The sequence below is a fragment of the Ruminococcus sp. AM31-15AC genome, from assembly GCF_003462045.1.
GTDB lineage: Bacteria > Bacillota > Clostridia > Oscillospirales > Ruminococcaceae > Hominimerdicola > Hominimerdicola aceti.
The window spans coordinates 1-11,833 of record NZ_QTYG01000063.1 but is presented as its reverse complement, the minus strand read 5'-3'; the positions used below and the strand labels follow the sequence as shown (position 1 = coordinate 11,833).

General features: G+C 38.1%; 11 protein-coding genes and 2 pseudogenes. 9 read left to right on the top strand and 4 right to left on the bottom strand.

The features are described 5' to 3' along the window. Positions 1–178: 178 nt before the first annotated feature. The 4 genes from DW793_RS12730 to DW793_RS12715 all read right to left on the bottom strand — a co-directional run bounded on the left by DW793_RS12730 (position 179) and on the right by DW793_RS12715 (position 3,578). On the bottom strand, positions 179–970 hold the full coding sequence (locus DW793_RS12730; RefSeq protein WP_118158359.1) for a recombinase family protein: 792 nt from the start codon (positions 968–970) through the stop codon (positions 179–181). A 104-nt stretch (positions 971–1,074) separates the two neighbouring features. Continuing rightward, on the bottom strand, positions 1,075–1,278 hold the full coding sequence (locus tag DW793_RS12725; protein ID WP_022126680.1) for a hypothetical protein: 204 nt from the start codon (positions 1,276–1,278) through the stop codon (positions 1,075–1,077). Positions 1,279–1,391: 113 nt separating this feature from the next. After that, a complete protein-coding gene (locus tag DW793_RS12720; protein WP_022126681.1) occupies positions 1,392–1,874 on the bottom strand; it encodes a ribbon-helix-helix domain-containing protein in 483 nt (160 codons plus the stop codon). A gap of 408 nt (positions 1,875–2,282) precedes the next feature. Further along, positions 2,283–3,578, bottom strand: coding sequence for an AAA family ATPase (locus DW793_RS12715; protein ID WP_118158358.1), 1,296 nt, complete (start codon positions 3,576–3,578; stop codon positions 2,283–2,285). A gap of 247 nt (positions 3,579–3,825) precedes the next feature. Between DW793_RS12715 and DW793_RS12710 the strand changes: the two are divergent. The 9 genes and pseudogenes from DW793_RS12710 (at position 3,826) to DW793_RS12675 (ending at position 11,573) form a co-directional block, all read left to right on the top strand. After that, positions 3,826–4,955: pseudogene (locus tag DW793_RS12710) on the top strand (DUF6076 domain-containing protein). Further along, the gene (locus DW793_RS12705; protein WP_181983582.1) at positions 4,945–5,760 is read left to right on the top strand and encodes a sigma-70 family RNA polymerase sigma factor; all 816 of its coding nucleotides are present in this window, start codon (positions 4,945–4,947) and stop codon (positions 5,758–5,760) included. The pseudogene DW793_RS12710 and the gene DW793_RS12705 overlap by 11 nt, the downstream one beginning before the upstream one ends. Before the next feature lie 105 nt (positions 5,761–5,865). Further along, the gene (locus tag DW793_RS12700; RefSeq protein ID WP_022126657.1) at positions 5,866–6,405 is read left to right on the top strand and encodes an RNA polymerase sigma factor; all 540 of its coding nucleotides are present in this window, start codon (positions 5,866–5,868) and stop codon (positions 6,403–6,405) included. Next, positions 6,398–7,075, top strand: a complete 678-nt coding sequence (locus DW793_RS12695; protein WP_181983581.1) for a DUF4367 domain-containing protein — start codon at positions 6,398–6,400, stop codon at positions 7,073–7,075. The genes DW793_RS12700 and DW793_RS12695 overlap by 8 nt, the downstream gene beginning before the upstream one ends. A 98-nt stretch (positions 7,076–7,173) precedes the next feature. After that, entirely contained in the window at positions 7,174–7,596 is a 423-nt protein-coding gene (locus tag DW793_RS12690) for a hypothetical protein (protein ID WP_117859683.1), read from the top strand. 236 nt (positions 7,597–7,832) lie between these two features. Then, entirely contained in the window at positions 7,833–8,795 is a 963-nt protein-coding gene (locus tag DW793_RS12685; protein WP_118158354.1) for a hypothetical protein, read from the top strand. 33 nt (positions 8,796–8,828) lie between these two features. Continuing rightward, positions 8,829–8,888 (top strand): annotated as a pseudogene (locus DW793_RS16015) (hypothetical protein); the annotation flags it as partial. A gap of 177 nt (positions 8,889–9,065) precedes the next feature. Beyond that, positions 9,066–9,533 (top strand): hypothetical protein, encoded by a 468-nt coding sequence (locus tag DW793_RS12680; RefSeq protein WP_118158353.1) that lies wholly within the window; start codon positions 9,066–9,068, stop codon positions 9,531–9,533. Positions 9,534–9,545: 12 nt separating this feature from the next. Next, positions 9,546–11,573 carry a VWA domain-containing protein gene (locus DW793_RS12675; RefSeq protein WP_118158352.1) on the top strand — a complete coding sequence of 676 codons (2,028 nt, stop codon included), beginning with the start codon at positions 9,546–9,548 and terminating at the stop codon, positions 11,571–11,573. Positions 11,574–11,833: the final 260 nt, after the last annotated feature.

Here is an 11,833-nt window from a genome sequence, read left to right as displayed (position 1 = left end):
GTCCCCAGCGTCCCTTTGGGGATGCACAGCTCATCTGCTGCTGCCTTGGTGCCAATCTCCTTTGCGAGCTTTATTGCCTGCTTTTTAAACTCTTCATCATATTGTTTTCCTGTTCCCATTGATGACACACTCCTTTGTTTTTATTATACTTTGATTGTTTTGTATGTGTCAAGTTTTATTATACAGGATTATTACAAGTGTGTCCGAGATAGCTGACGTCCTCCAAAATATTTGCAACTGCGGTCGGATTCCAGCGGTAGGGATAGCTTGTATCAAAGTTAGAAATAACATTTCCCGTTTGACTGTACTCGTACATCGCAGGAGTGTATATCTGTTCTTCCTCAAGCCTGTGCGCGATCTGAGCCGGACCCAAGCCATCAGCGCATAGTTGAAAAATATATTTTACGACCAGCGCTGTTTCGGGATTGGGCAGAATTTTGTTGTGATCCTCCTGAGATTTCATGTAACCGTAAGGCGGACGTGAAGCGACTCTCTGCCCTCTTTCGGATTTTATTACACAGCTTGCCTTAATTTTTCTGCTTGTATCCTTGACGTGGAATTCGTTAAAAATGTTGTAGAATGCCGCCATATCGACAGCGGAGGAATCCGGATTATCGGAATCAATATTGTTATTGATCGCAATATAGCGGACATTTCTGCGCGGAAAATATTCCTCTGTGTATAATCCTACGTGCAGATGATTTCGACCAAGCCTTGAGAGATCCTTTGTAATTATTGTGCCGATCCTGCCGTTGTCCACATCGTCTATCATGCGTTTGAATGCAGGACGTTCGAAATCTACTCCCGTGTACCCGTCGTCAATGTAGAACGCGGTGTTGTAAAATCCATGTTCATCGGCATATTTTTGAAGTATATCTTTCTGATTTGAAATGCTGTTGCTTTCTCCCGCAAGCTCATCCTCGTGACTGAGCCTGCAATACAAAGCCGTTATCTTATTCGTGTCTGACATTATTAACCTCTCTTTCCGTCCATTATGCGGACTCTGTCAAACCGATTGAGATTACAGATAGTATATCACAATCGATTCTGAAAGTCCAGCGATAATCTATAAATTTATGATAATTTTTCAGCGGCGGATCTCAGCAAATATTTCAGCTTGTCCTCAGCTGTGGATTTTGAGGTCATATCAAACACCGAGTTGATGTTGTAAACAATTCCGTCAATGATCTCGGAACGACTTTTGATATACTTATCCTCAGTTTGCGTTATGCTGCCGGAGCAACAGCTTTCGTTTCTTTCTATAATATTTGTGTCCATATACCTCCTGCTCTCCGATATATATCGGAACAAATGTTGAGAAAATTCGTGTAAACAAATCAGTTCAGTCCTTTCGTTTTAAATTTTTTGTGCGAATTTGATACGCACCGATTTTACAATTCGTTATCATCAACCTCATAGGCGTTAACGATAACATCACCTTCGCCATATTCGCAAGAATTTTCAGCTATATTTTGTTCGGCAAATTCACGGTTGTTCCTTGCAATCAAATCGTCAAGGTTAACTTTACCCCTTGTCCTGCGAACGTTACGCACCGCCTCCTTGCGATACTCCGCTATAACTTTCGGAGGAATATCAGCCAGCTCCGACAGTATCATAATCACAATTTCTAGCTCAACTGCGTATCTGAACAAGCCTTTTGAGATTTTAGTTATCCCTGCCTCGCTACCTTTCACGATTTCATCTGCAAGATTTTTTGCGATGATATTCTTCTGCCTGCCGACTTCAATTGAGGAAACATACTCCCTTATCGCCTTGGCTATAAATTCTGAACGTGAGTGCGAAGTTTTCTCCGCATACTCATCACAAAGTTCCAAAGTTTCATTGTCTAAGCTTATTCCTATTTTCTTTGCCATAATTACCTCCGTTTCCTGCGGTATTACCTTTTGGTGCACACTCCAAAGGGCGATATTTCCGCATTTTTATTGATTTTTTACTTGCTGCGACACCTCCGTTTCATACTTTTGCAAATTAAGACTCCTTTTACTCGAGAGCCGAAAACCTCCGTAATTTCGGCAAAATATTGCGGTCAGCTTTGCTGTCCGCTGTGAGTGCGACACCGTCGCTTTAACTTGCAAATTATTAGTTATGCTTACTTTAACCTCTGCATATCCGGTATTTGTGCAGATTGACAATCGCCTTTTATTATCAGAATTAAAACCTCTCCCACATATCGCCCACAGCGGCTCACAAATAGCCTGTGTCGGCTTTTAAGCTGTTTCTGCTAGACTTACCCGACAAAAATTCAAGCCACGCAAATCGGCTTACGTTGCCTTTCTTTGCGTTTCAAACGGCGGAATTTCAATCCCCTTATTCGCAAGCTGACTTCTTATTTTATTAGCTGACATGTGCAGCACTTCATCAAGACTCATTAACTTGACTTCATAAACCTTTGCATTGTCATCAGTGTCAGTAACAATATCAACAGGGTCAGTAGGATTGCAAACAGTGACAGCGGATCTTTCTGCATCAACTTCGGACTTACCAATTGCAAGCAACGTATTTAAAGGGTTTTCGAGCGTTTCGCTGTTTTCAACAGGGACAGCAGGGGCAGCGTTTTCACACACCTCCGGCATAAGATTTCTGCCGTCACTGCTGTCACTTTTCATATCGTAATTCAGAATAATTATTCGTTGTCCGTTACTGCGTTTGGATTCAAACGTCACTCCGTAATCCAGCAATTCATAAGCGTGTTGAATTAAATCTTTTTTGACACGATTTGAAAACATTTCTTTGTCCAGCAGAGCAGATAACTTTTCAGCAAGTTCAGTAGCAGAGCCTTTAAACTTTTTCTGAGTTACCATAAAGTCGTGAACAGCAAAGGGGAAATAGTCGGGTTCGATATTTTTAATCTCATCAGACACTTTCCATCTGCTGCTTTCAAACACAACATTGATCTCTTGATTTTCAATATCACGACCTACGCAATACAGTTTAGCTTTTCGACTTCCACGCTTGCTTTCAATCAGAACCATACTTCCGTCAACGCAACCGCTCAAACCTGTACTGCCTGAAATCATATTGAACGGATCGCCGTCGGAACACTTTCGTGTGTGATGAACCAGAACTATAGCTATACCAAGCTTGTCCGCAAGACTTTTTAGAACGGATAGTTCTTTGTAATCTGAACTGTAGCTTGACTCCGATTCGTTACGTACCTTTTGCAAAGTATCTATCACAACAATTTTCAAATCGTCAAACCGCTTCCTGCAGTATTCAATTTGTTCAGGCAGACCATTTGAAATTGATTCCGCCATAATTGCAAAATGAAGATTATCGGACGGATCGTCTGTCAGTTCGTACAACCTGTTTTGCAGACGTATCAAGCTGTCCTCTAAACTAAGGTATACCACATGACCGCAGGACGTTTCTTTTCCAAGCACCTTTTCTCCTTTTGCTATAGACAAGCACATATCAAGCGCTAACCATGACTTTCCGACCTTCGGTGCTCCTGCGAGAATAAACAATCCTTGCGAGATCAAACCGTCAACACAATATTCGATCGGTTTCATCGGAGTATTCATAATATACTCGCTGCTGTACATTTTTAATTCTTTCATTTTATCGACCTCCTTTTAATATGCAAAGCCGCTGACCTCGGTTCTGCAAACAAAAACGCACCGCAGAAAACGAAATCTGCGGTGCGTTTTTTACCCTCTGATATTATTATATGCGGAAATTCAGAAAATGAATAAAATCACATAACATTATTTTTTTATTCAACACGACATTTTCAGTTGCATATTGCGGCAAAATATGATATACTTAATTTGGAAACTGTAAAAACGACAGCCTTGAGGTGTAATTATGTTTAACGATATTTGTTTTTATGTCAAAGGGAATATGATTGAGGTCAACGGTCAGGAATTTTTATTGGGTGAGCCTTCGGAGTCGTGTATGAATATTTCTCCTTCCGAATTCGAAGAGATATATGATAAGTATAGATCGGCGGAATACATAATGAACCATGAAATCAATGCTGAAAAGGATATTTCCGTTGAATATATACCGCCCTCAAAAGAGAATTGGGGCAGGCTTAACAGCATGATGGTCGAAATAGATACGGCTTTAAAAAAACATAAAATATTTCAGGTTCTTGATACTCAGAATGCTGTCGAATTTTTCAAAGGATTTACTGATATGGACGGCACAATTATGAATTCCGAAAACTGGGAACTTTATTACAAGACCGCAAGTCTTTACAAGCCTATGATCGATGATATTTTTAATTTCAATAAGACTATGTATTACTTTGTAAACGACTTTCTGTCACATCTAAAAAAGCTTGATCCCGAAAATTTTGCCGCCGCTTACTACGACTTTCTTACAAATCCTATGGCGTACAAGATGACCGCAAATCCTATCATGAATGAATATATGTCGTATACAAGCGCTGATTTTCTTGAAATGAATATGATCCCCAAAGAAATAACCGATGGCTGCGGAGAGTATGTAATTGCGGAATACTACCATGTTGAGAGATTGCAGAGCTTTTTAAAGGTCGATTTTCTAAAAGGTCTTATGGCAGGACATCATATACGCAGATGCAAGCACTGCGGACGATTTTTTCTTATGACCAAAGGCTACAAAACAAGATACTGCGATAAGCCTGCACCTGAAAATCCGAGATTTACCTGTAATCAGATGGCTTACAGAACGGTCAGAATTAAGGAAGAAAACGCAGATAATCCGAAATATCAGTCATATCGGCGCTGTCTTAACAGGGTTATGCGGAGCTATCAGAGAAAAGTTATTGATGGAAAACAAAAATCAGTTCTTCTGCGACAAGCAGAGAACTGTACCATAGAGCAATGACCTCTCCCGAATTCAGCAATGAGGAATTTGAACAGCAAATGCAGTCTGAAAATCTTTACAAATTATGCGGTTTTGACGTTCCGAAGAGAGGTAGACCAAAGGCGGTTAAGAATGACAAATGAGGAACTGATATCGAAATATTATGACGGTAATATGCAAGCTTTATATGATCTGTACGAGCAGAATGTCGGGTTTATACATAGCGTTGCTGCTGCGGTCGCAAAAGACTACAAAAATTATTTGCGTTTCAGCGATACCTTTGAAGACCTTGTTCAGGTTGGCTGTCTTACGTTCTTTGAAAAGTTGAAAGCAAAAAAATATGACGCAAGAAAGGGCAGTCTACTGACATATCTTACTCCCCAACTTCGATATGCAATGCAGGAGTTTATTGAAAATTTCAGTTCTCCGGCAGGACTTTCACATTCCGATTTCTCAAAAATACAAAGATGCCGCAAGCTGCATAATGAAGGTATGTCAAATTCGGATATATCCAAGGAGCTTGGCATGGACAGGAAAACCGTTCAAAGCTGTCTGTCATTCTCTTTTAAAACGGAAACGCTGATGATACGGGCGGAAACAGAGAACGGAATTGAGTACATTGAAAATCCTGGGCTTGTCGTTAACGATCTGCACCCCGATAACAAGGTTTACATTGAAGTTAGCCTTGAGCTTTTCAAGGAATTGTTTGAAAACTTATCAGCCAGGGACAGAGAAATTCTCGGCAGAAAATATGGTGCATTCGGGTATGAAGAGACCTCCGTTAACGACATTGCGGACTATATGCTGATCACCAGAAACGCTGTAAACAAGGCTGTTAATTCTGCAACAGAGATTCTTCGCAAGGAATACCATAACGGGAGTAAGCTGAAATGGTGGCGGTTGTGTAACCGGGCGGTTAAGGATGCCTTGGAGGGTAGGACAGCATAGGAATCCGTTGAAATATCTGACGAGTTTAAGGCGAAATTACGGGCGTTGGCGGAGTTTTTGGTTTTGCTGTATGAAAATGATAAACAAAAATAAATGGGGGGCATTATGCTTGCAATATACTTAACCTTAATTGATAACGAAGACGATAAGAAATCATTTGAGGATTTATATAATCAAAATAGGTCTAAGGCTTATGCGATTGCGTTTAATATTTTGAAAAATAAAACGTTAGCCGAAGAAGCTTGTTCGGAGACTTTTTTTAGTCTCGCAAAAAGTTTTCAAAAAATTAAAAATTTAGAATCTCACAAATTGGACTATTATATTGTCATTACTGTTAGAAACGTGTCTTTGAATTTACTGAAAAAAGAAAAGGAACACATTAAAGCTATGAATTTAAGCGAAGATATTCCCGAATTAACAGACGAGACGCTTTGTGACAGAAATTACGATAATATAGTTGATTGTATCAAGCGGCTTTCATATACCGATCAGGAAATTCTTTACCTGAGAATCACTCTTGGCATGAGGTACAGTGAGATTTCGTTAGCACTGCATATTTCCAATGCGGCGTCACGACAGCGTTTTCAGCACGCAAAGGATAGTCTTGCAAAGCTGCTTGAAAAGGAGGGCATTTATAATGGATAACTATTCAATATTATCAAGAGCTATAGGCGAGGCTTTTGAACCTAAGCTTGATGAATTTATTGACTCTGTAAATTTTGATGTTAATGCCGAGTTCTCAGAAAAGTTCGAACGTAAGATGGACAAACTTATACGAAGAAGGAATAAACCGTATTTTAATTTGATATGTACCGGAGGAAGACGAGCGGCGTGTATAGCGGCTGTTGTAATAATTTTATCGGCATCCTCGCTGAGCGTTGAAGCGGTGCGTGAGGCGGTTCATGATTTCTTTATGAGTATTTTCGAAGATCACACTGCCGTTTCGGTAAACAGCGATACTGAAAAAGATTATCAGGCGACTATTGAAGAAGAATATGCGATCTCAAATCTGCCCGACGGTTTTGAATTATCTGATTATAACCGGGACAGCGGAACAATATTCGCCGCTTATTTTAATGGTGATAAATATATCTTTTTCGAGCAATTCGTTCATGATAGTTACTCAGGTTATTTTGATAACGAACATTCTGAACTTGAATACTACACTGATGAATCAGGACAGGAATATCTTATTCAAAGTACCAACCATGATTTCTGTATTATGTGGGATAATGGTAGGTATATCTTACAAATAAAAAGCAATATGAACAAAGACGATGTGCTAGAATTGTGCAAGTCTACAAAATTGAAATAAATTTTGAAAAACAGCTCACAAAGCCGAATATTTTGTTGTCATTAAGAGTGTAAGAGGAAAAATTTCTCTTGCACTCATTTTTTGTAGGAGGAGATATTATGAAAAAAATTGTACCCATTTTTATGGCTTGCCTTGTTTTCTGCTCAGTTGGAGGAGCTACAGTGTCGGCTGCTGTTCCGCCTGATAATGGTAGTGTTGTTTCTCCCTGTTATTTGTATACGGATAGTGTCAATTGTAATTTGACTATTTCCGGCGGTGTAGCATCTTGTAAAAGCACAGTTTACGGAATATCGGGAACAACAACTAAAATCGTTGTAACTCAGACCTTGCAGGTAAAAGACGGAATGTCATGGCGCAAAATAACCGACTGGAGCAAAACTTTTAACAGCTGGTATTGCAGTTATCCTAACTCATTCTCGCCGATTGGCAGCGGAACCTACCGTGTTAAAACAGTTGCAAAGGTCTACAAGGGCACATCTTACGAAACGGTCACTGTTTACAGTGCGGAGGTTTTGTATTAATTTACAGTTTATGCTTTAGGCAGAGAGGTTTGGTGATTCCAATGAACTAAGATATGTGAATTATTGGTTTTTCTGACGTAGAACCAATACTGAACAATCACAATACGGACTGATAATATGCAGTATTTCGAATATATAGAGTTGAATATATATTTGCGTATTGCGGAAATGGAGGAGAAGTTATAAAACTTAAAAGCAACTTCAAACGAATACTTTCCGGCGTAATGAGTGTAGCTATGGCGGCAACTCTTTTACCGAGTTTGCCGGCAGTAGCAGAGGAGGCAGCAGAAAAGTATCCCTACACAATGTTTGCCGCTTCTGATACAGAGGGGTCTATCACCATTAATGCTAACAATTTCTGTGTGAATGGAAATATAGCGACAAACGGCACAATAGTTTCAAATGGGAATTTGAACGTTAATGGTACGAAAACTGAGAATGCAGGCAAAGAAATGATATATATCTTTGATAAGATCGATTCAGCCTATTTTTCAGGCAATAATATTGATGAATATTCACAGGATTACACTCTTGAAGAAATAAACATAAACATCAATGATCCGCTGGAGGTTGAGGGTAATGCTACTCTTACAGGCAACATAAATATCAACACGGCGCTTAAAGCCTTTGAAGATGTTACCCTTAACGGCGAGGTAAAAAACACAAACAATTCTGTCATCTTTTCAAAGTATGGAGATATTGTGATTGACAGCCAGAACGTTAATCTTAATGGTCTGGTATATGCTCCTTTCGGCAACGTTGAGATAATGGCTCAGAATCTGAATCTCAATAATGTTGTCATTATTGCGGATACAATAACTTTCAACTGTCCAAGCGTAAACGCTAACTATAGTGGCAATGCTGGCGAATTGGTTGGCACTGTTTCAGAGCCTTTGGATATACCTGTCGATGAATGGCAGTATATGAAGGATGAAAACGACAATGGCTTACCTGATTTCTTTGAAGATATGAATAATTGGGAGCTTCTCAAAGATACCGATGGAGATAAGCTTCCTGACTGCGTTGAGCAGTATCTTGGAAGTGATAGCACGTTGGTAGATACCGATGGTGATCTTCTTGATGACTATTATGAGGTGTTTGTTACCGGAACTGACCCGACTTTGATTGATACAGATGAAAACGGAATTACAGACGGTGATGAGGATTTTGATGAAGACGGATTAACAAATCTTCAGTAGTATGAACTTGGTACAGAGCCTTATAATGATGATACGGACGGCGACGGACTTAATGACGGCGAGGAGATCAACACTTACATAACTGATCCTCTCAAAGTTGATACGGATGATGACGGACTTGACGACGGCGATGAGATTTATTTTGAAGACGATCCGCTTGACCCGGATACAAATGGAAATGGTATATTAGATGGCGATGAAAAGCGTTCGCAGACGTTTGTCCATAAAGTAGAAAATGAAGATTGTGCTGTTACAGAAGTCCGTATAGCTATGGAGGGTACAGGCAATATTCAAAAAACAACAACTGTTGAAAGCATTATGAATAAAGACATTCTTTGTTCTGATGTTGTGGGTTTGATCGGTGAGCCTTTTGAGATCAAAACGACTTCGAAGTTCGATAAGGCTACGCTTACTTATGTGATCGACAAGTCAAAGCTTGGTGATACTGAGTTTGACAACCTACTGTTTTTATGGTATGATGAAGAAAATGACAATTTTGTTGAGCTGGATACCATACTTGACGAGGAGAATTCAACTGTAAGTGTGGAAACTACACACTTCAGTAAGTATATGATTGTTAACAGGGAAGAATGGTACAAAGCATGGTCTACTGAATTATATCCGAGTTATTATGATTATGCTCCAAGTGGATTAAGCACAGTTTTGGTCATTGATTGTTCGGGTAGTATGCAATACAACGATCCATATGAAGCAGGTAGAAAGAAAGCCGCTAAATAATTTATCAATATTTTGAGATCTAAAGACAACGTTGCTATTTTAGCTGAAGATAGTATGCCTAAAGTACTTTGTGGATTTACTTCGGCAAGCAATAAAAATAATTTACTAAACTCACTTGAAAAGATTTATTCTACTGGAGGCAATAATTTTAATGCATCAATAAATAAATCAATAGAGTTATTAAAAACACAAACTGATGCTCCAAAAAAAATGATCGTATTTATGTCTGATGGTGGATGTAATATTTCTGATTCATATTTAAAAGCAGCGGATAGTTTAGATATTTCGATCTACACTATTGGGTTTGGCTTAGGTTCTGATGATAAAACACTTGAACATATGGCAAAGATGACTCATGGTGAATTCTACAAAGCCATTACAACTAATGATTTAGCCGATATTTATTCCCAAATTGCATTGGATACTTTCTTTGACACAAAAGATACAGACGGTGATGGTTTGTATGATGTTTTTGAATTAGCTGGTATACGAGTTCAGAACGGACAGATAGTTCATACCAGATACGATCTGCCCGATACTGACCATGACGGATTAGAAGATGGTGTTGAAATTGAACCTGTACCGATTTATAAGACTATTATAATGGATCACAAAGAGCAGGAAGTAACTGCTGGTTATTATTTTATAATGAATTCTAACCCTGAAAGTAATGACGATTCAGATGGTGATGGATATTCGGATATTGAAGATCCTTATCCTTTGGATAAACCTGACGTTTTAGGCGATAAATATGATTTTCTTGATGGAGAGACATATTATCTTGCTAAAATGGTAGGTATTTATCCAGAATACTATATGGATGTAAAAGACAACTCCACTAACGCAGGGGCGCCTTTGATAATGTATAATTATACAGGTAACAATAATCAGAAATTTAAGTTTGAATGGTGCGATGCCGGATATAAAATTCATGCCTTGAATAATGAAAAATTGGTATTGACCCTAAACTTAAATGATGACGGAAGTTATTCTGTATTTATGGGCAATGACTTAAACTTGCAGGGACAAATATGGGAAGTACTACCTTATAATAACGGTGCTAAAGGATTGCTTGGCGAAAATGGTCTGGTGATACGCTCAAAAGTTTTGTATTATGAAAACAACGATACTATAGGTAAACCTTTATACTTAAGCTATAAAAACAATCAAATTTCAGTATCAACAGATAGAATAAATAATGCAAGATTTATGACTTGTGCTATTGCTGATTGGACGAGGTTTGGCGATGCTTATATGCAGTATGTTGGCTGGACTTATACTTCTAATGATAAAATCAATAGAGCCATGAAAAATTACACGAATAATACCAAAATTGGTCTTAAAAAATATGGCGATGATAAAAATATATATTTTTATAACGAAAAGATGCTAGTTATTAATCAATCCAACGGAAATTTTTCAGATGATGGTGGATTAATGTTTGCAGATGTGCCTATGCATGGAGTAATATGCGAATTAATGGCAGCCTTTAATGCAGCAACATTAGCTGGTGAAAATGTTAACTTTTTCAAAACCGCAGCAGAGTTTGAATATAATGCTTTAGTTTTAGATATAGTTACTGGTGGATTATTTTCCAATAAAACCGATTATTTAAAAGATGGTTTTTATGGTAGTAACCCGGATAAAGTATCGGATTGGCTAGACTCTCTCAACCTAACATATAAAACTTACAAGAACCCTAAAATTGGTGATTTAGAATATGCATTTGATTTTGGCAATGCTTTAGCTCAAGAAATGGATAGCGAGTTTACAAATGGTAATGTTGCTTATTTTTCATATAAGTACGAAAGTTCAATTGAGTTAGGAGCATTCGCAAAAGTTGTCACATATCAAAAACAGCATTCTGTTGCTGGAATAAAAGATGATAACTCAGGTATGATAGCGACATTTAATAGATACAGCAACTATACTGAAGCACAACACAATGATGGAAATACGACCTATTTTAATTCTATTGATGAAATCGCGAATAAAGAGGGTTGTATTTTTGATGTGGGTTATTTAATACAGAAAAAATAAGGTTTTATTTCAGCGTTTCAATATGATAATTTAGCAGGCTGATTTACATTAACATTTTGCCAATCAGCCTGTTTTATTTCATTAATAGGTGCTTTTGTGAAATCAGAAATTTGAGGATTATTATGAGAAAAAAATATAGAAAAATATGATTGGCTGATTTACATTAACATTTTGCCAATCAGCCTGTTTTATTTCATTAATAGGTGCTTTTGTGAAATCAGAAATTTGAGGATTATTATGAGAAAAAAATATAGAAAAAT

Bases quoted from the DNA above. Each gene is read 5' to 3' on its own strand.
- DW793_RS12715 (WP_118158358.1), bottom strand. From the start codon at position 3,578: ATGAAAGAATTAAAAATGTACAGCAGCGAGTATATTATGAATACTCCG.
- DW793_RS12720 (WP_022126681.1), bottom strand. From the start codon at position 1,874: ATGGCAAAGAAAATAGGAATAAGCTTAGACAATGAAACTTTGGAACTT.
- DW793_RS12705 (WP_181983582.1), top strand. From the start codon at position 4,945: ATGACAAATGAGGAACTGATATCGAAATATTATGACGGTAATATGCAA.
- DW793_RS12700 (WP_022126657.1), top strand. From the start codon at position 5,866: ATGCTTGCAATATACTTAACCTTAATTGATAACGAAGACGATAAGAAA.
- DW793_RS12695 (WP_181983581.1), top strand. From the start codon at position 6,398: ATGGATAACTATTCAATATTATCAAGAGCTATAGGCGAGGCTTTTGAA.
- DW793_RS12730 (WP_118158359.1), bottom strand. From the start codon at position 970: ATGTCAGACACGAATAAGATAACGGCTTTGTATTGCAGGCTCAGTCAC.
- DW793_RS12685 (WP_118158354.1), top strand. From the start codon at position 7,833: ATGGCGGCAACTCTTTTACCGAGTTTGCCGGCAGTAGCAGAGGAGGCA.
- DW793_RS12680 (WP_118158353.1), top strand. From the start codon at position 9,066: ATGGAGGGTACAGGCAATATTCAAAAAACAACAACTGTTGAAAGCATT.
- DW793_RS12725 (WP_022126680.1), bottom strand. From the start codon at position 1,278: ATGGACACAAATATTATAGAAAGAAACGAAAGCTGTTGCTCCGGCAGC.
- DW793_RS12690 (WP_117859683.1), top strand. From the start codon at position 7,174: ATGAAAAAAATTGTACCCATTTTTATGGCTTGCCTTGTTTTCTGCTCA.